This window comes from Indolivaga capnocytophagoides, assembly GCF_036511535.1.
Taxonomy (GTDB): domain Bacteria; phylum Bacteroidota; class Bacteroidia; order Bacteroidales; family Dysgonomonadaceae; genus Dysgonomonas_A; species Dysgonomonas_A capnocytophagoides.
In genome coordinates this window covers 1,244,660-1,264,148 of sequence record NZ_AP028867.1, presented here as the reverse complement: position 1 = coordinate 1,264,148, position 19,489 = coordinate 1,244,660, and the positions used below count along the sequence as shown (strand labels likewise).

Sequence of the window (19,489 nt, the reverse complement as noted above, 5' to 3'; positions counted from 1 at the left end):
ATAAAATTCCGGTTACCAGAAAAGGTAATCGGAATTTTATCTATAATATTATAAGTTAAGAGACATGTTTTATTTGTTACTAATAAACTTGGATTATAAGCCTAAGATCTTATTTGTGAGATCGTCCCAGATAATAAGATATAACGATTGAACCTATTTGTAATGCTGTAAGCATAAGAAATAGATTTTGTCTGCGATTTTTCCGCTTAAGTTCCTTAAGAGCCAATTCGGTCTTTTGTATCTGATCTTTTTCTATATTCATATCATTTATGAGTTTGTTTAATTATTGTAACAAATCTGTATATGATTTGGTTGTGTTAAGAATAGTTAGGAGTTATATATTCGGATACACTTTTATTTTATAACATAGAAAATAAATAAGAAATGTAATAACATTTTGATTTTATTCTTTGTAAATTTGAATATGATTTAAGATTTAAAACTGGAAAAATATTAAAAATATGGATATAAATAGCATATTGTCATCGTTGGAGGCTAAGCATCCCGGAGAGCCTGAGTATATACAGGCTGTAAGAGAAGTACTTATATCAATAGAAGATGTGTATAATCAACATCCCGAGTTTGAAAAAGCTAAGATAATTGAAAGACTTGTGGAGCCTGACCGTATATTCTCGTTTAAAGTTCCTTGGGTGGATGATCGTGGTAATATTCAGGTAAATCTAGGTTTTAGAGTACAGTTCAATAATGCCATAGGGCCATATAAAGGAGGACTTCGTTTTCACCCGTCGGTAAATCTGTCGATTATGAAGTTCTTGGGCTTTGAGCAGACTTTTAAGAATGCGTTGACAACCCTTCCTATGGGGGGAGCTAAAGGAGGTTCGGACTTTAACTGTAAAGGTAAATCTGATGCCGAAATTATGCGTTTTTGTCAGGCTTTTATGTTAGAGCTGTGGCGTAATATAGGTCCTGATACAGATGTTCCGGCTGGAGATATCGGGGTAGGAGCCCGTGAAATTGGTTACCTCTATGGTATGTACAAAAAATTGGCAAGAGAAAATACTGGAGCTTTTACCGGTAAAGGATTGGAATATGGAGGTTCTCTTGTCCGTCCTGAAGCTACCGGCTTTGGTGGATTGTATTTTGTGAAAGAAATGTTGGCAAAAAAGGGGCATACACTCGAAGGAAAAACTGTAGCTATATCCGGTTTTGGTAATGTTGCTTGGGGGGCTGCTCTTAAGGCAACCGAGTTAGGAGCAAAGGTGGTTACTATTTCCGGTCCGGATGGGTATATATATGATTCCGAAGGAATTTCGGGAAATAAGATCGATTATATGCTGGAACTTCGTTATACCGGAGAAGATATTGTAGCTCCTTATGCAGATGCTTTTCCTAATGCTAAATTTTATGCAGGTAAGCGTCCTTGGGAACAGAAAGTAGATATTGCTTTGCCATGTGCAACTCAAAATGAATTGAATGAGGACGATGCGAAAATCCTGCTTGCAAACAATGTACTGTGTGTAGCCGAAATCTCGAATATGGGATGTACAGAAGAAGCTATAAAATTATTTCTTGATTCTAAGATATTATTTGCTCCCGGTAAAGCTGTTAATGCCGGAGGTGTTGCTACTTCGGGATTGGAAATGACTCAAAATGCAATGCATTATCAATGGTCAGCAGAAGAAGTAGATCAGAAACTTCATCAAATAATGAGAAGTATTCATGAGCAATGCGTTACCCATGGGACTGATGCTTCGGGATATGTGAATTATGTGAAAGGTGCAAATATTGCAGGTTTCATGAAAGTAGCTAAAGCTACAATCAGTCAAGGAATTATTTGATTTTAATCTGATTGAGAATAGACTCGAATATTAAAATAAGATAAGGTCTGGGAATATTAAAAGCTCAGACCTTTGTTATTAATGCTTCGAGTTTTTTAGGTGTTAGTATTTCATGTGTATAGAACTTTCCATTGACAAATACACTGTATGTAGTGATCGGGCAAATATGGTTTTGAGCTTCTGTTCTTGTTTTTATCTGATGAGTACGTATTGGTATATCTGATTCTAATATAGTAGCCTTGAGCATTTCCACATAAGGTACAGTAAAAGGACATTGGGCTGTATAAAAAATGTCGATGCCTTGTAATTGTCCTGTTAAGTCGGTCTTAACCGACTCCGAAAACTGAGGTAGTGTTGCTTTTTCGTTAAATTGCTTTACTAACAATTCGAAGTAGGGCGGAGCGGTGTCAGCAACTTTATATCCATGCTTTAGAAAAAATGATTTATCTGAGAGGTAAGGCTTTTTTTTGTTGGCTGTAACTATTACGACTCCTTTCTTTTCTTGCGAAATAGCTTCTTTCTCACACTCTTTCAGAAGTTCCGATCCGTATCCTTTGCCTTTATAGCTGCCCGATACCCAGTGGCAATTGATTAAGATATAGCCATCTGCTTTGATAGGCATCCAACCCATTTCCGCAGGCAGATATTCGATAAACACTTTACCTCTGCTATTGAGCTTTTTGAATTGCAAACCTTCACTGATTCTGTCTGCTAGCCATTCTTTTTTCGCTGCAACGCCAGTGTTCGATGTTTTGCTATCCAAAGCACAGCAGATATGTTCGGTTGATAGATTTTCGTGACTGAGTGTTATTATATCCATAGTTTTTAGTATCTGTTTTATCTCAAAAGTACATATAAATATCTACATTTTGCTTTTCTTATGATTAGTCTGGTTTTCTATATAATGGTATTGTACTTGTGTATAGTGTATTATATGTATTGTAAGATAAGTCGTATTGGCTATTCTTCTTTTATTATATATAGGTAGTGTTTTCGATGAATTGGGCAATATTTATTATAATACTATTGGCGTAAGTTTATTATTTTATCTATACAGAAAGGGGGCTTTGAAGTCAGTCTACAGTTATCAGTTAGCACTGGGATAGATGAGAATTAGAAGGGCAAAAGGAACCATTCGAAAATATGCAGTTATTGTGTGTACTTTGTTACCTTTTCGGAATATAAGTAACAGTAAGTATTTAATGATCTATTATTATAGAGACAACTTTCGGATAAAATCCATAAAGAATATATATATTTGCGATATCGAAATTTAAATGAATGATAGAACGGATAATTGTATTAGACAATGCGGATGCTGCCTTATTTTTCGGGGTTAACAACAGTAATCTGCAATTATTGAAAACACTTTTTCCAAAACTGAGAATTGTCGCGAGAGGAAATATTATTAAAGTGACGGGAAACGCCGAAGAAATACCTCTCTTCGAAGAAAAAATAGCGGAACTGGAAAAATTTTGTGCAGAGCATAATCTTCTGACAGAAGATAATATAATAGATATTGTTAAGGATAACTCTCCCCGAGAATTAAAACAGGATAATCTGATAATTTTCGGGATGAGTGGAAAACCAATATCTGCCAGAAATGAAAATCAGCAGCGTCTGGTTAATGCTTTCCTAAAAAATGATATGGTTTTTGCCCTTGGACCTGCGGGTACAGGTAAAACATATATAGCTATAGCCCTTGCTGTAAAAGCATTGAAAAATAAAGAAATCAAGCGTATCATATTGAGTCGTCCTGCAGTTGAAGCCGGCGAAAAGCTCGGTTTTCTGCCGGGAGATATGAAAGATAAGATAGATCCTTATCTTCAACCTCTCTATGATGCTTTGGAAGATATGATTACTCCTGCTAAGCTGAAAGATTATATCGAGAATAAAGTGGTACAGATTGCACCTTTGGCTTTTATGCGTGGACGTACGCTCAATGATGCTGTTATTATTCTGGATGAAGCCCAGAATACATCTGTCCATCAGATTAAGATGTTTATGACTCGTTTAGGTATAAATGCAAAAATGATCATAACAGGAGATGTTACGCAGATAGACTTGCCTCCATCTCAATTGTCAGGATTGAAGCATGCCTTGCGGGTGCTTGATGGAGTTGAGGGTATCGCCCGGATAGATTTTGATAAAAAGGATATTGTCCGTCACAAATTGGTGCAGCGCATAGTCGATGCATACGAAAAAGATGACGAACGAAAAAGAGAAGAAAAAGCATCAGCTATAAGCGAAATCCCCGGTAAATAATTTTACGGGGATTTTCATTTAAATAAAAGTCGTAAGAGGTATTTACGAGCTAAACAAAATATGCTGAATGTTGTTATAAGTAGCAGTAAATTAAGTGTCAGACAGTATTTAGTGATGGATTAAAAAGCAATAAACGGCTATAGCTGTTATGCTTGTAAAGTCAGTAGATAGGTCTGAGATTTTAATAAGTAAATTCTATATAATTTCCAGATAATGAAAAATACTTTAGTTAGAACTGATTACAAATTTGAAGGACAAAGCCATGTGTATCATGGGAAAGTGAGAGATGTATATTCGATTGGTAAAGATGAATTGGTAATGATTGCAACAGATCGTATATCGGCATTTGACGTTGTACTGCCTCAGGGGATTCCTTATAAAGGACAGGTTTTGAATCAGATTGCAGCAAAATTCTTAGACGCTACATCCGATATTGTTCCTAATTGGAAGCAGGCAACTCCCGATCCGATGGTAACAGTTGGTTTACGTTGCGAGCCGTTTAAGGTTGAAATGGTTATCCGTGGTTATTTGACCGGTAGTGCGTGGCGTGAATATAAAGCCGGAGCCAGAACATTGTGCGGTGTGGCTTTACCCGAAGGAATGAAAGAAAATCAGAAATTTCCAACTCCTATAATCACTCCTACAACAAAAGCGGATGAAGGACATGATGAAAATATTGCGAAAGAGGAAATTATAGCACAAGGATTGGTTTCGAAAGAGGACTATGAACAATTGGAGAAATACACTTATGCACTTTTCCAAAGAGGAACAGAGATGGCCGCTCAAAAAGGGCTTATCTTGGTGGATACGAAATATGAATTCGGAAAAAATAATGGGGAAATTTATCTTATAGATGAAATACATACACCCGACTCGTCTCGTTATTTCTATGCTGATACTTATCAGTCTTTATTCGAAAAGGGAGAAGAGCAACGTCAATTATCTAAAGAGTTTGTGCGCAAATGGTTAATGGATAATGGATTCCAAGGAAAAGACGGGCAGGCGGTTCCCGAAATGACAGAAGAATATTGTAATTCTGTATCGGATCGTTATATAGAACTGTATGAAAAAATAGTAGGCGAACCATTTGTGAAGGCTGATATTTCCGACGTTGAATCACGAATTGAAAAGAATGTAAGTGCATATTTAAAAAAATAATAGTATCTTCGATTTGATAAGGGTTTCGACCTGTTAAGGATTCGTAGTTACTAAACTGATAATATTTATGCCAAATCTTTACATAATTTCCGGATGCAACGGTGCAGGCAAAACAACAGCTTCGTATACAATGTTGCCAGAGATGCTCGACTGTAAAGAGTTTATTAATGCAGATGAAATAGCAAAAGGGCTTTCTCCGTTTCAACCGGAGAAAGCTGCTATTGAGGCAGGCCGGATTATGCTCAGGCGGATGGAAGAGATGCTGAAGATGCAAGAAGATTTTGCAATAGAAACAACTCTTGCTACCAAGTCATATACCTTATTTATTAAAAAAGCTCAAAAATTAGGCTATTTCGTAACATTATTGTATTTTTGGCTAAGTTCTCCCGAATTAGCTATTAAGCGTGTCGAAGACCGAGTGAAGTCTGGAGGACATCATGTTCCAAGCGATGTCATAAGAAGACGTTATGCTGCAGGAGCATCTAATTTGTTTTCTCTATATACCCCTATCTCTGATTATTGGTTGGTGGTAAATAACTCTGAAAATCCTTTCAGTCTGATTGCTGAGGGTAAGAAGGACAATTTTATAGAGATATACAATAATGAGATTCTTAATCAAATAAAAAATATATGACTTGTGATGAATTGGCCCTGCGGGGCAAATTGTTAGTTGGTCTTAATTTATCTTATACCCGTTTGATTGAAAAGAAGCAAAAAGAAGATGGAAATCTCATCTTCTCAAAAAATGGGAAAATCGTAAAAGTAAAAGCCCGCAGGTTGGGCAACGTCAGAATAGGTGAATCTATAGGCGTTATTTAAATGTTTCAATGACATATCAGGCAGAAAAAATTGTACCCTATGAGAGTACCGAAAATAAAGGTGCTCAGGTCGAACGTATGTTCGATTCTATAGCGGAAAATTACGATACACTGAATCATACGTTGTCTATGGGGATTGACCGTGGATGGCGTAAGAAAAGTCTTTTGGCTTTAAAAGACTCTAATCCTCAAACTATACTTGATATTGCAACCGGTACCGGAGATCTGGCTATTCAGGCTTTCGATATTTTGCGTCCTCAGCATATTACAGGAATTGATATTTCGGAAGGTATGATGGAGGTGGGGCGTAAAAAGGTCGCAAAGATCGGGCTTTCCGATAAAATCAGTTTCGAGAAGCAGGATTGTATGGATTTATCTATTGAAGACAATACATTCGATGCTGCCATCGTTGGTTTTGGAGTTCGGAATTTTGAAAATCTGGATAAAGGATTAACCGAAATTCTAAGGGTTTTGAAGCCCGGAGGAAAGTTAATGATTCTGGAGCTGACCACACCAAAGACTTTTCCGATGAAGCAAGGGTATTGGTTGTATTCACGACTTTTTATCCCGACTATAGGTAAATTGATATCAAAGGATAAAGTTGCATATAAATATCTGCCTAAATCTATAGAGGCTTTTGTACAAGGGAAAGAAATGGTCGGAGTCCTTACTAAGAACGGCTTTAATAATGCCCGGCATAAATCTTATACATTTGGTATTTGTACAATGTATATAGGGCAAAAATAGTCGAAACAGGAAAGTTTTTAAGTGAAAAAATATAAAAGAAAGAGTTTGAATATATTCAAACTCTTTCTTTTTAGTAGCAGATATCTTTTTCTTAAGATTTTATCTTACCATATAACTCATCAAATTTCTCACGATCGAATCTTTCGTAACGAGGTTTGGTTGGTACGTAGTCGTCATTATCCCAAAGAGAACTTGTAATCATCAAATCTGCGCTGTATCTGTTGCAGGCAATGGGTACATTGTGTACACGGCACTGACGAAGTAACATCATTATATCGGCTTCGTGTGGCTGTGGATTAAGGTCGTCGATCAGAAATACAGCCAGATTTATTTCTTGACGAACAACCATTGCTGCGATCTCCGCATCTCCACCCAGAGGACCTGAATTCATACATGTGATTTCGGTATCCATGCCTCTTTCGCTAAAGGCTTGTTGTATAAGATGACCGGTTGTGCCGGTACATACAAGATGGTGTTTTGATAAAAATTCGGAATTATAATAACACCAGTCAACCATGTCAGCCTTGCGGTGATCGTGAGCAACCAAAGCTATGGTAAGTCTTTTTTTCATAAATTTCGTATAATTAGTTTTTCTGAAATGTTTGTATTGATCTAGTTATCTATTAGTTGAATCTTTTGCTACAAGTTCGGCTATCTTAACAATTACTTGTGTTGCTTTTTCCATTGAAGGGATGGGGACAAACTCGTAACGGCCATGAAAATTAAGCCCTCCGGCAAATATGTTAGGGCAGGGTAGACCCATAAATGATAATCGAGCACCATCGGTTCCCCCTCTGATTGGTTTTACTATAGGTGTTATATTTAACTCCTGCATAGCGTTGAAAGCGTAATCTACAATTTTGATTACGGGTTCTACTTTTTCACGCATATTATAATATTGGTCTTTTATCTCAAGATGTATACTGCTTACAGGGTATAGTTTTTGGAGGTAAGTTACAGCATCTTTTAAAAGTTGCTTTCTTTGTTCAAATATTTCTCTGTCGTGATCACGTATAATAAATGAAACATTAGCAGCATCAACAGACCCCGACATTCCTATGAGGTGGAAAAATCCTTCGTATCCTGTTGTATGTTCAGGGCGTTGGCTTTCGGGTAAAAGTGTTATCAGCTTATTGGCAACAATCAAAGCATTAACCATTTTATCTTTCGCCGATCCTGGATGGACACTTCTTCCCTGAATGGATACTTTAGCTCCTGCAGCATTGAAATTTTCATATTCGAGTTCGCCGATAATTCCTCCATCCATGGTATATGCCCATTCTGCACCAAATTTTTCCACATCAAAATGGTCTGCGCCTTCACCTATTTCTTCATCCGGAGTAAAACAGATCCTTATTTTACCATGTTTTATTTCGGGATGTTGAAGCAGGTGTTCCATTGCTGTGATAATTTCAGCAACACCGGCTTTATCGTCAGCTCCCAAAAGGGTAGTTCCATCTGTTACAATAAGATCCTGGCCTTCGAATTGTAGTAATTCCGGAAAATCAACAGGAGATAATACTATATTATTTTCCTTGTGTAGTATTATATCTTTGCCATCATAGGCTTTCACTATACGAGGGCTTACATTCTTACCTGTAAGATCGGGGCTGGTATCCATATGTGCAACAAAACCAATAGTCGGGATTGTTTGATCGGTATTTGAAGGTAGGGTTGCCATTACATACCCATTTGCATCTAGCGATACATCCGATAATCCCAGATTTATGAGTTCATTCTTTAGTTCTTCAGCCAAGACTAATTGTCCCGGAGTACTTGGAGTTGTTCCGGTTTCGGTGCTGGATTCGGTGTCGAATTGTACGTATTTGATGAATCTGTCTACTACATTCATTCTATTTGAAAAATTTTTGATGAAAATTTAAGTAGGTCGATTTACTGTAAAAGAAATATAACTATTTGCTTTTAAAAGCGTTATTCCGCCTACGATTTACTAAGAACAAAGATAGTAAAATGAAAGTAAACGAAAAAGTTTGTGATGGATTTTGGAATTTAAAAAAAATATCTACCTTTGTGCCCGGGTAAGTCCTATACGGTCAGCTCCCGATTAATCCCCCAGGGTTTGATCGCAGCAAGGGTAGTTGGTTGTAGCGGCGCGATATAGTAAGCTTACCCACTTGCCTCTTTAGCTCAGTTGGCCAGAGCACGTGATTTGTAATCTCGGGGTCGTTGGTTCGAATCCGACAAGAGGCTCAAAAAGGAACTAATTGTTTAGTTCCTTTTTTTGTTTATTGTACTCTCGTTATTTTTATTTACGATTATTCTTTTCCTTATAATATTTCATCAGATAATAAGATGAAAATGACAATATAACAAATGTACACGCACGTATATAATGGTTCACATTGTATCTGTCTGCTATAATTAATATAATGTTCAGAAAGATACAAGTTGTTGACACGATAAATAAAGCGATACTGAATTTGTACATTTGTTTATTTTTCTAGTTCTACAATTATAGAGTCGTTTTTTACTTCAATTTTGCTATTTGGATACTGTTCGAGTATGAAAGTTTTTACTCCGCTTAATGATGGGTAATCGCGTTCTCCGATGAATAGCCGAGCATCGTCTATCAGTATGATATGTTCTGTATTAGTGGAAAATATAGCTTTTAACTCTTCCCATATCGGACAGTCCTTGTCTCCCCGTGCGGTGATACCTCCCGAATAGTGCCCATCTAACCAAAAGATGGCTTTGCTGGTGATCTCTTTTACAATTATGGCCATTACTTTGCCACTATCACCTTGTAAAACGTGAATGTGAGGTTTTTTTCTGAATCGTTTTTGAGCCAATTTATGCAGGCTTAAGCTTAATTCGATAGTGTATATCTTGTCAAAGTTGTCTTGTTGAGCCCATACCATATCACCAAGATAGGTTCCGGATTCTATCAGAACCGATATGTGATGTTTATTTTTATATTCGGTTATCAATTCTTGCTTTACGATATGAGGTACCGGCATTGGCTTACCTTGTTTTAGCCATTTGTTCTTTTTCTTGCTGTTTTGATACGATTTGTATAGTTTTTGAACAAATCGAGGTAGTATATCCAGATATTGTTTAGATTGTGGCATGTGTGTTGTATGTTTTAAAGTTTGAATGAAAAGCCTATGGCCTGAATTTTATAAGACCAGTCATTTTTCTTATTGCAATTTCAATCAAAGATAGAGAAAAAAGTTTCAGCTTGTCCAACGGATATCTGAACTAAAGTGTTATTCTTTTATAAATAATGCGAGTCAGTAATTGAAAGTAATATTCTATCAGGTTTTTATATTAAAAAGGTTACAAAAGTCACACTCATATTGTATTTCTTCTTTCGTTTACTTTTACCCCTCTGACCCCTAAAGGGGATTTTTACTGTCGTTCGAAAATTCCCTTTAGGGGTTTGGGTTTATTGAAAAAAAAGTAACAAAGGTTACACCAAAAATGTACTTTTATGATTGACACATTTTCTCTCTGAGAGATCGAAAATGTATGTTGTCCAGTTATTTAAAGAGCCTTTTTTTGCAAAGGAGGGTACAGTCCCTGTCATGCTCTATTTATAGATAAAAAAATTAAGAGGTATGAGCCTTACTTTAAAATGATCTCATCTTTTTGGATTTTTATATCGCAATAATGGCAGTTTAAAACGACCTGAGTATTATCCAATACTTCAAATCTTGTTTCCATCGGCTCATTATTTGTAATGCATTTAGGATTATTGCATTTGACTATTCCCTTAATTATATGAGGAAGGCTTACCCTTTTCTTTTCAATAACCCGATAGTCTTTTATTATATTTAAAACAACATTGGGAGCAATAAGCGCAATGCGGTTAATTTCACTTTCTTCAAAGAATTTATCCGAAATCTTTATAATACCCTTAGTTCCCATTTTTTTACTTTCGAGATTATTTCCTATCGTGATGGGATGAGCGAGATTGTCAAGGTTAAGCAATGAAACTACTTTGAATAACTGATCGGATGGTATATGATCTATAGCAGTGCCGTTACATAAGGCAGCTACTTGTAATTCTTTTCTTTTTTCAGACATGGCTTTTGATTTTTTGCTGTTTATTAAAGACTTATACCTAATGTGTCACAGATAACTGCCTGACGTGTGAATACACCGTTTTTTGCTTGTTCGAAATAATATGCCTTGGGGCTGTCGTCTACATCCTGTTGAATTTCATTTACACGGGGCAGCGGATGGAGTATTCTTAAATTCTCACGACTGTTTTCTATCATCTCTTTTTTCAGGATATAAACATTTTTCACCTTTTCGTATTCCATCAGATCCGTAAAACGCTCACGTTGTACACGGGTCATATATAGAATATCCGTTTTATTAATTATCTCGGGAGAGAAGTCTGATGTTTCTTCGTGTTTGATATTGTGCTCATCACAGAATAATTTGTATTGTTCGGGAAGTTTCAATTCTTCCGGAGCTACAAATCGGAAAGTGGGATTGAAATGCGACATCCCTATGATAAGAGAGTGTACGGTGCGTCCATATTTCAGGTCTCCTACTATTGTTATATTCAAATCGGTAAGCTTGCCTTGTGTCTTAAATATCGAATACATATCCAGCATGGTTTGTGTAGGATGCTGATTGGCTCCGTCTCCGGCATTGATAATTGGGGTTGCTGTCAGTTCTGATGCATATCGGGCAGCTCCTTCCAAATGATGTCGCATGATAATAAGGTCGGCATAGTTGCTTACCATGGCGATGGTGTCTTTAAGGGTTTCACCTTTGGTCGAACTGGTAGTCGAAGCATCAGAAAAACCGATAATACGTCCTCCTAATCTGTTGACAGCTGTTTCGAAACTAAGACGTGTACGCGTCGATGGTTCGAAAAACAAAGTAGCGCATACTTTTCCTTCCAGAAGTCGGCGGTTCGGATTTTTATCAAATTCTTTAGCAATTTCAAGTATTCTGAGAATATCTTCTTTGCTGTAATCTGTAATTGAAACCAAACTTTTATTTTTCATAAGTAAGTGTATATGGTATTGGTATGAATAATTGATAAAATTAAAACAGGCTCTAAGTAGAACATTTTAATGCCATTATACGTTTAGGTTCTTTCGCTAACCAAAATTGTAAATCGCTTGGGGGTTCATCCGTTGATTTTTACACAAAAAAAACCTCGAAAACAACAATGTTTCGAGGCTGTATAATTGAAGAACAAAAAAGGCTGAGTTTAAATGTATTACTTGTAAACTCAATTCATGGAAATATGAATGCCTGTATTTGTTCATATTTTTTGTGCATATGATATTTATGATTGCAAAGTTAGTTAATTAAATAAAGTAAATAGTCTTTTTCTCTGAAAATCGTACCTTTGTACCCGAAAAAATTATAACATATGTCTTGTATATTAAATATAGAAACAGCAACAAATGTTTGTTCGGTTGCCGTTTCATTTGATGGTAAAATTATTTTTCAAAAAGAGAATACAACGGGGCCATCTCATGCTGCTTTATTGGGCGTTTTTGTAGCAGAAGCATTGGAAGCTGTCCGAAAAAATAATCATAAGCTTGATGCTGTAGCTGTAAGCTGCGGACCCGGTTCTTACACAGGTTTACGTATCGGTGTATCAGAAGCTAAAGGTTTGTGTTATGGTTTTGGTATTCCATTGATAGCAGTCAAAAGTCTTGAGGTTATGGCAAAAAAGGTATTGGATACTCAGTCAGGCATCAGCGAGGATGATTTACTTTGTCCTATGATAGATGCCCGTCGTATGGAAGTTTATGCTGCTATCTATAACAGTAAACTTGAAGTCTTACGGGATACAGCGGCAGATATTGTAGATAATGATTCTTACCGGAATTTTCTGGATAAGCAGAAAGTTGTATTCTTCGGTAATGGTGCAGAAAAATGCAAAGATGTGCTGATTCATGATAATGCCGTTTTTATAGATGGGATATACCCTTCTGCAAAGCATATGATTGAATTATCTGAAAAGGCCTTCAATAATAAGTTTTTTGTAGATGTTGCTTATTTTGAGCCTTTTTATCTGAAAGATTTTGTGGCAACGACACCTAAAAAGAATCTTTTGTAAAAAAGGTTGTTAGAATGACAACTTTTTCTGTCTTGTAATGTTATTATAGCGATCAACTTAAAAACATTACATTATGGAAACAAAAGATTCATTGCTTAAAATCAAGGTAATACCTAATGCGCCTTTATTGGTGGAAGGTACTGTAGAATTAACTCTTGCAGATGGTTCAACTGTGGTAAAAACAAATCCACACTTGTGTCGTTGCGGAGGTTCCCATAACAAGCCTTATTGCGATGGAACGCATGCTAAAATAGGTTTTAAAGATTAAGAATCTTGCCTGTTTTTTTTTAGACCGATATACAACCAAAGTCTGTTTAACAAGTATTCTTGATCGTATATCGGTTTTTTTATTGTGTCTGTAAAATAATAAAACGGCTATTTATTGGTAATATTTGCAATAAATAGCTATAGATTTGCTATTTTTGTAATAGTTCTGCTTTAGGTTATAGACCTATTTAAGTATATAAAGAGGTCTGCGACCTTAGTTATTTAAAAAAAAGTATTCGTTTTATGGAAATTGAAGATTGTCAGAGCGAAGGATTTGCAACACGTATTATTACTACACAATTCAATCGCAAGGATGCGCATGGCGCAATTAGTTTACCGATATACCGTAATGCTGCATTTGAGTTCGAAACAGCCGAAGCTATAGCTAATGCGTTTCAGTTCAAAGCTAATGCACATACTTATACACGTATATCAAATCCAACAGTAGAAAATTTAGAGCAGAAAATAAAGGCTGCGTCAGGTGCGGATTTTGTCATGTCGGTTAGTTCGGGTATGGCAGCTATAAGTAATACCTTTATGGCGATAGCATATGCAGGTTCTAATATTGTAACATCTCCTCATTTGTTTGGAAATACATTTTCGCTGTTTCAATTTACACTTGCCGAATTTGGAGTGGAAGTACGTTTTGTGAATACTGATAATCTTTCTGAGATAGAAGCGGCTGTAGATGAAAATACCTGTGCTTTCTTTTGTGAGTTGATAACTAATCCTCACATGGAAGTGGCAGACCTTCCTGCTATATCTAAAATATTAAACGCTAAAAATGTACCGCTCATAGTTGACTCTACCATTGTTCCCTGGTGTGGTTTTAATGCTAAAAAGGCAGGTGCAGATATTGAGGTTGTTTCTACAACAAAATATGTATCGGGTGGAGCTACAAGTATTGGAGGTGCAATTTTGGATTACGGAACATTCGATTGGTCTAAGAACAAAAAGTTAAATAAAGTAACTGCTGTTGACGGACGATTGCGATTTACATTTAAGCTTCGTCGTGAGATTGCCAGAAATATCGGAGCTTGTATGGATTCGGAAACTGCTTCTCTGCAAGCATTAGGAATGGAAACCCTTCAGATCCGCTTCGAACATATGTCGGCTTCGGCTTATGAATTGGCGAAATTTTTATCAGTTAATGAAAAAGTAAAAAAGGTGGGTTATACAAAATTGGAAAGCTCTCCTTATAAGGCTGTCTCTGATAAATTATTTACATCTAATCCGGGTGCCATGCTCACCTTTAATCTTGCATCGAAGGAAGATTGTTACCAATTTCAGAATAAATTGAAAGTAATCAGACGGGCTACTAATTTGTTTGATAACAAGACATTGATTATTCATCCCGAATCTACTATATACGGAACATTCTCTAAAGAAATGAAAGAGGTAATGGGTATTGAAGATAATCTCTTACGCTTATCCGTTGGGCTGGAAAATATAGAAGACCTTAAAAAGGATATATTACAGGCTTTAGGCGAATAATTGTACGTAAAAAATAAAAAAGGACAGTGATTATCACTGTCCTTTTTTATTTTTCTTTATAGGCTAAATAACCTAACCAGATAAGAGGCAGTGTTATTATACCTATATAGAAGGTATTGTATTGCAATGTTTCAGGGTATAATGCAATGGCGAGGATTAAACCTATTGCCGCTCCTCCTAGGTGGGCTGCGTGCCCGATATTTCCTAATGAACGTCTCATGCCATATACAGAGTAAGCCAGATAACCGATTCCGAACAACCATCCGGGGATAGGAATAGGAATAGGGAAGATCATCATAGTCATTTGCGGGTATATAGCTATAGCAGCAAATATAATTCCCGAAACGCCACCCGATGCTCCAACGGCTGTATAAGTGGAATCTCTGCGGTACATCCACAACGTAAGAAGATTACCTCCGAGTACCGCAGCAAAATAAATAATCAGATAGATTGCATTGCTAAAATGGGCTATGATAATATCAGAGAAGAAATATAATGCCAGCATATTGAATAGCAGATGCATAAAATCGCCATGAAGAAATGCTGAGGTAATCAGCCTGTCTACCTGTTTCATTTCCCGTATAGCATATGTACTAAACATATATCTCGAAAAAAAACGCTTATCGTTAAACCCGATAAAACTGATTATACATGTTACCCCGATAAGGATCATTGCTACTATAGTCATGAATTAATTGTTTTATATATGATTTACTTTTTGACCTAGCGTGCAAAAATATCAAAATATTCTATAGATAACTATTCGCTTCGGCTAATCTTTTGACTGAAGAATTTAAAGAAAGTTTTAATTATGTAATTTTGCGTTAATAAAAATTAATATCTAATTTTGTCTCAGATTTGGTAATCGAAGTAGTTCGTTTACTTCGGTGAAAGGGAACCCGATGAAATTACGGGGCTGTACCTGCAGCTGTAAATCCTCTCTAATTGATGTTGGTCAAAATTTCTAAGCCACTGTATCTGTGATACGGGAAGGTTTTTGACCAGAGGAAAGCCAGAAGACCTGCCAAATTGTATAATAAACACCAAGCTTCCAGGAATAGAAGGCTGTGTAATACTCACAAAGTATACATCACTATTTTATTTTTTGACAGGGGATTCCCTGTGTAGAGGAAACTCGATGTTTTATTTTATGCTGCTTAAAATAAAACACTATATGAGGTATTTTACATTACTTATCGTGGCTGCTTTTGCTATGGGCTGCCAATTTTTGAATGCACAGAATTGCTTAATAAAAGGCAAAATAACCGACAGTACCACTAAAGAACCATTACTGGGTGCTACTATTAGTATACAGGGTACAAATGTAGGTATCGCGACTAATACCCGTGGCGAATATCAGATAAAACGTTTATCGATAGGTATATACACCATCACTGCTTCTTATGTCGGATATACTACCAAGCAAAAAATAATAACAATAAAAGATCAGTCAACGGAGCTGGATTTCTCTTTAAACAGCCGCCCCGAAGCAATCAATGAAGTAGTTGTGACCGGAACCGGAACAGAACATTACCTGAAAGATGCTCCCGTACAAACAGAAGTTATTACCAATCAGATATTATCGGCATATTCCGGGCGAAGTATAGAAGAAATACTAAGCGGATTGAGTCCGTCTTTTGACTTCGGGCAGAATGAAATGGGTTCAAATATGCAGATGAATGGCTTAGGAAACAATTATATACTTGTCCTGATCGATGGTAAAAAAGTGCATGGGGATGTAGGAGGACAGAATAATCTGAGCATGATTAATCCTGAAAATGTAGAACGTATAGAGGTGGTAAAGGGTGCATCTTCGTCTCTTTATGGATCGGATGCTATAGCCGGGGTTATCAACATTATAACGAAAAAAAATTATAATCCTCTGAATATCGAAAATACAACTAGGGGAGGATCATATGGCGATTTCCAGCAGCATAATACTATTGGGTTAAAGTCCAAAAAGTGGAGTTCTTCTACTGTTTTTAATCTTAAGCATTCCGATGGCTGGAAGAATTCAAATCAGGAAATATATAAGAATACATTGTATCCTTCGACAGTAACGAAAACTGCTAACAGGTTTACAGATTACCGTGTAACAGAAAAAATAGAATTCAAACCGAACGAAAAGCTGAGTGCTTATGCCAGTGGTATGGTTTACGGAAAAGATATGTACCGTCCATGTGGTGAACCTCAATATACAACATATGGAATGTTTTACCGTAGCCAATCTTATGATTTGGGCGGAAAGTATTTATTGTCGAATAATAACTTTCTTACGTTTGATGCAAGTTATGATAAAACAAATTATTCGCACCGATACACGTCATTGACTGTCGAAGAGCATATTGATGAATCCGGCGAAATTTCGCATCCTGTTTTTCAGAAGGGAGATGAGTCCTTGCAAAGTTCTCAGGAGAGGATATTAGCCCATCTTAAAGGAGTCTTTAATTTAGGCAAATCTCATAGACTTAGTTCGGGTATCGAATATAATCTGGATATGCTTAAATCTCCTTATCGCATTTTATCTGAAAAAGAATCTGCCTATACACTATCAGCCTATGTACAGGATGAATGGTCGTATCGTAATCTGAATATAACAGCCGGAGCTCGCTTGGTCGGTCATAAAGAGTTCGGCGCAAAGATTACACCTAAAGTTTCGGCCTTGTATAAATTGGAAAATGTAAATCTTAGAGCTACTTATTCGAATGGATTTAAAACTCCGACATTAAAAGAATTGTATTACAGGTATGAACGTACAATGATGTCTGACCTGCGATTGTATCTTGGTAATACGGGACTGAAACCTCAGTTCTCCAATTACTATTCGCTGGGAGTCGAATATAATTCGAAACGATTTACAGCCAGTGTCACCGGATATTACAACAGGGTAAAAGACATGATTGCTCTTGTTGAGATCGAAAGTTCTTATTACGATAAAGTAAGAGGAATTGACAAAACAATGCAGTACAATAATATTGAAGATGCTAAGATAAGAGGGATCGATTTTATTTTCAATTTCAATGTGACCGGAAATCTGCTTGTAGGTGGAGGGTATAGCTATACGAATGCTGAAGCGAATAAGCTGAATGAAGATGGAGTTATGGTTAGGTTGATGGTTGACGGTACGGCATTACATCATGCTAATATGCGTTTTGTATGGAATCACGATTGGAAAAAATATAAACTTGGGGTGGGATTATTTGCCCGAGCTCAGTCTAAAAGATACTATGAATATGACGGAAATGCCGGAGGTTATATGACTTGGCGTTTGAATACAAACCACAAACTTGCGACAATACGTAATTGTAAATTGGAATTTAATGCAGGCATTGATAATATATTTGATTATCATGAGACTAAGCCTTATGGCTATAATTATGCATCGAATACTGTCGGTAGAACATATTATGCATCTGTAACTCTACGCTTTATAAAATAAACACTAAATATTAAAAACAAGACATGAAAAAAATCACGAAATTTTTGGCGGTATTATTGACTGCTGTAATGTGCTTTTCGGGCTGTTCGAGTGATGATAACGAATCTCAGGACGCAGCAGTAGTTGTAAAAACTAAAGATAAAGCTCTTTTATTGGTAACTTTTGGCAGTACCTGGGATGAACCTCAGAAGACATACGATGGTATGCTTGATACATTCAAAAAGGAGTTTCCGGATGCCGATGTTTATTTATCGTTTACATCTACAACCTGTATAACCCGTTGGGGGGCAAAAACCGGAGAGTATTACGCAACACCTGATCTTTGGCTTAATGCAATCGGTAAAGCAGGATACAAAGACGTGATGGTACAATCGCTGCACGTAATACCCGGTGAAGAATATACTCTATTGAGAGACTATTATGTGAAAAATTTCAAGAAAGCATATACTTCTATTCCTGTTGTATTAGGAGAGCCGTTGTTGGTAAGCGATGAGGATATAAAAGAAGTTGGTGACGCTTTATATACAGCTTTCAAACCTCAGTTGGAAAAAGGAGAAGCTGTAGCTTTTATGGGACACGGAAATCCTGAATCGAGTTATAGTAATGCAAATATGAGCTATCAGAAAATAAAGACTTATATGCAGACTAAATGCGATAAGAAGATGTTTGTTGGTACTGTCGATTGCGAAGATATGTTGATAGGAGCTGTAATAACTGATCTTAAGAATACAGTTGCATCCAATACCACTATAAATCTTACACCGCTTATGTCTATAGCCGGAGATCATGCGAATAATGATATGGCTGGCGATTATGATAAAGCCGAAAAAGCAGAAGATCAGAGCTGGAAAGTACAATTAAACGCTGCCGGATACAAAGTGGAAAATTCCAATTGCATTCTTAAAGGGTTAGGAGACTATCCGGCTGTTGTAAATGTATGGATAAGGCATTTGAATGAAGCAATTGCTGCTCAAGAATAATTAGTCCTTCTTACACACTCTATATAATAATCATTTTCTTGAACTGCATAGCTATAGACCCAACTATAGCTATGTTTTTATGTATGAGTTTTCCTTTTTGGAAAACTTTTTTGATAAATGTTGATAAATAGTTTTCCGGAATGAACAACATTCTCAATTTTTTGTTAGATATTTGTATGAGATTATTGGTGTCACAAACTCGTTTCTTCGGGTGAGTGATGAAAAGGGAATCAGGTGAAAATCCTGAACAGACCCGCTGCTGTAAACTCTTTTTCGGTTTTAAGCAATACCTCAATGCCACTTTTAGTATTAAAGGGAAGGCTGCTTTGAAACCTGAGTAAGTCAGAAGACCTGCCAATAATGATTAATGATTTTGTCTTTCGGGAAATGAAGACCGGTCATAAGATTTAATTTCTTATATATTTTTATCCAAAGGATAATGCTTTCAGTGATGGAAGTAAAATGTT

At 36.5% G+C, this 19,489-nt stretch carries 19 protein-coding genes, 1 tRNA gene and 2 riboswitches; of the genes, 12 read left to right on the top strand and 8 right to left on the bottom strand.

The annotated features are described in order from the left end of the window. Positions 1 to 109 precede the first annotated feature (109 nt). The gene (locus AABJ51_RS05265) at positions 110 to 262 is read right to left on the bottom strand and encodes a hypothetical protein (RefSeq protein WP_166786280.1); all 153 of its coding nucleotides are present in this window, start codon (positions 260 to 262) and stop codon (positions 110 to 112) included. A 199-nt stretch (positions 263 to 461) separates the two neighbouring features. On the opposite strand from AABJ51_RS05265, the gene gdhA reads away from it, so the two are divergent. Beyond that, a complete protein-coding gene (gene gdhA, locus AABJ51_RS05260) occupies positions 462 to 1,799 on the top strand; it encodes an NADP-specific glutamate dehydrogenase (protein ID WP_026627447.1) in 1,338 nt (445 codons plus the stop codon). 64 nt (positions 1,800 to 1,863) lie between these two features. Here gdhA and AABJ51_RS05255 read toward each other — a convergent pair whose 3' ends face one another. After that, a complete protein-coding gene (locus tag AABJ51_RS05255) occupies positions 1,864 to 2,619 on the bottom strand; it encodes a GNAT family N-acetyltransferase (protein ID WP_338374667.1) in 756 nt (251 codons plus the stop codon). A gap of 461 nt (positions 2,620 to 3,080) precedes the next feature. Here AABJ51_RS05255 and AABJ51_RS05250 point away from each other — a divergent pair, with 461 nt between their 5' ends. From AABJ51_RS05250 to ubiE, 5 genes are all read left to right on the top strand, one after another. Further along, positions 3,081 to 4,064, top strand: a complete 984-nt coding sequence (locus tag AABJ51_RS05250; RefSeq protein ID WP_338374666.1) for a PhoH family protein — start codon at positions 3,081 to 3,083, stop codon at positions 4,062 to 4,064. Between the two features lie 213 nt (positions 4,065 to 4,277). Then, complete coding sequence (locus AABJ51_RS05245; protein WP_026627444.1) at positions 4,278 to 5,222, top strand: phosphoribosylaminoimidazolesuccinocarboxamide synthase; 945 nt, start codon at positions 4,278 to 4,280, stop codon at positions 5,220 to 5,222. Positions 5,223 to 5,289: 67 nt separating this feature from the next. Next, complete coding sequence (locus AABJ51_RS05240; protein WP_026627443.1) at positions 5,290 to 5,856, top strand: ATPase; 567 nt, start codon at positions 5,290 to 5,292, stop codon at positions 5,854 to 5,856. Then, positions 5,853 to 6,041 carry a DUF8506 family protein gene (locus AABJ51_RS05235; protein ID WP_035332176.1) on the top strand — a complete coding sequence of 63 codons (189 nt, stop codon included), beginning with the start codon at positions 5,853 to 5,855 and terminating at the stop codon, positions 6,039 to 6,041. Before AABJ51_RS05240 ends, AABJ51_RS05235 begins: the two co-directional genes overlap by 4 nt. An 8-nt stretch (positions 6,042 to 6,049) precedes the next feature. Next, positions 6,050 to 6,787 carry a bifunctional demethylmenaquinone methyltransferase/2-methoxy-6-polyprenyl-1,4-benzoquinol methylase UbiE gene (gene ubiE / locus AABJ51_RS05230; RefSeq protein WP_338374664.1) on the top strand — a complete coding sequence of 246 codons (738 nt, stop codon included), beginning with the start codon at positions 6,050 to 6,052 and terminating at the stop codon, positions 6,785 to 6,787. A gap of 91 nt (positions 6,788 to 6,878) precedes the next feature. Here ubiE and AABJ51_RS05225 read toward each other — a convergent pair whose 3' ends face one another. Both AABJ51_RS05225 and pepT read right to left on the bottom strand, forming a co-directional pair. Then, on the bottom strand, positions 6,879 to 7,358 hold the full coding sequence (locus AABJ51_RS05225) for a methylglyoxal synthase (protein WP_026627441.1): 480 nt from the start codon (positions 7,356 to 7,358) through the stop codon (positions 6,879 to 6,881). A gap of 45 nt (positions 7,359 to 7,403) precedes the next feature. Continuing rightward, a complete protein-coding gene (gene pepT / locus AABJ51_RS05220) occupies positions 7,404 to 8,639 on the bottom strand; it encodes a peptidase T (RefSeq protein WP_134435345.1) in 1,236 nt (411 codons plus the stop codon). A 285-nt stretch (positions 8,640 to 8,924) separates the two neighbouring features. On the opposite strand from pepT, the gene AABJ51_RS05215 reads away from it, so the two are divergent. Further along, a tRNA-Thr gene (locus AABJ51_RS05215) sits at positions 8,925 to 8,998 on the top strand. A 242-nt stretch (positions 8,999 to 9,240) separates the two neighbouring features. On the opposite strand, the gene AABJ51_RS05210 is transcribed toward AABJ51_RS05215, so the two are convergent. From AABJ51_RS05210 to pyrB, 3 genes are all read right to left on the bottom strand, one after another. Continuing rightward, positions 9,241 to 9,876 (bottom strand): hypothetical protein, encoded by a 636-nt coding sequence (locus AABJ51_RS05210; RefSeq protein ID WP_338374662.1) that lies wholly within the window; start codon positions 9,874 to 9,876, stop codon positions 9,241 to 9,243. A gap of 496 nt (positions 9,877 to 10,372) precedes the next feature. After that, positions 10,373 to 10,834 carry an aspartate carbamoyltransferase regulatory subunit gene (pyrI, locus tag AABJ51_RS05205; protein WP_026627438.1) on the bottom strand — a complete coding sequence of 154 codons (462 nt, stop codon included), beginning with the start codon at positions 10,832 to 10,834 and terminating at the stop codon, positions 10,373 to 10,375. 23 nt (positions 10,835 to 10,857) lie between these two features. Further along, positions 10,858 to 11,772, bottom strand: a complete 915-nt coding sequence (pyrB, locus tag AABJ51_RS05200) for an aspartate carbamoyltransferase (protein ID WP_338374661.1) — start codon at positions 11,770 to 11,772, stop codon at positions 10,858 to 10,860. A 374-nt stretch (positions 11,773 to 12,146) separates the two neighbouring features. On the opposite strand from pyrB, the gene tsaB reads away from it, so the two are divergent. From tsaB to AABJ51_RS05185, 3 genes are all read left to right on the top strand, one after another. Next, positions 12,147 to 12,842, top strand: a complete 696-nt coding sequence (tsaB, locus tag AABJ51_RS05195) for a tRNA (adenosine(37)-N6)-threonylcarbamoyltransferase complex dimerization subunit type 1 TsaB (RefSeq protein ID WP_338374660.1) — start codon at positions 12,147 to 12,149, stop codon at positions 12,840 to 12,842. Between the two features lie 73 nt (positions 12,843 to 12,915). Next, entirely contained in the window at positions 12,916 to 13,110 is a 195-nt protein-coding gene (locus AABJ51_RS05190; protein WP_026627435.1) for a CDGSH iron-sulfur domain-containing protein, read from the top strand. 242 nt (positions 13,111 to 13,352) lie between these two features. Further along, positions 13,353 to 14,603 (top strand): PLP-dependent transferase, encoded by a 1,251-nt coding sequence (locus tag AABJ51_RS05185; protein ID WP_338374659.1) that lies wholly within the window; start codon positions 13,353 to 13,355, stop codon positions 14,601 to 14,603. Between the two features lie 46 nt (positions 14,604 to 14,649). Here the strand turns inward: AABJ51_RS05185 and AABJ51_RS05180 are convergent, their stop codons facing one another. Then, complete coding sequence (locus AABJ51_RS05180) at positions 14,650 to 15,291, bottom strand: rhomboid family intramembrane serine protease (protein ID WP_026627433.1); 642 nt, start codon at positions 15,289 to 15,291, stop codon at positions 14,650 to 14,652. Between the two features lie 154 nt (positions 15,292 to 15,445). Further along, positions 15,446 to 15,646, top strand: a riboswitch (cobalamin riboswitch). Between the two features lie 131 nt (positions 15,647 to 15,777). Between AABJ51_RS05180 and AABJ51_RS05175 the strand changes: the two genes are divergently transcribed. Next, positions 15,778 to 18,042, top strand: coding sequence for a TonB-dependent receptor (locus AABJ51_RS05175; protein ID WP_338374658.1), 2,265 nt, complete (start codon positions 15,778 to 15,780; stop codon positions 18,040 to 18,042). A gap of 23 nt (positions 18,043 to 18,065) precedes the next feature. Continuing rightward, positions 18,066 to 19,022, top strand: a complete 957-nt coding sequence (locus AABJ51_RS05170) for a sirohydrochlorin cobaltochelatase (protein WP_338374657.1) — start codon at positions 18,066 to 18,068, stop codon at positions 19,020 to 19,022. Positions 19,023 to 19,191: 169 nt separating this feature from the next. After that, positions 19,192 to 19,395: riboswitch (cobalamin riboswitch) on the top strand. Positions 19,396 to 19,489: the final 94 nt, after the last annotated feature.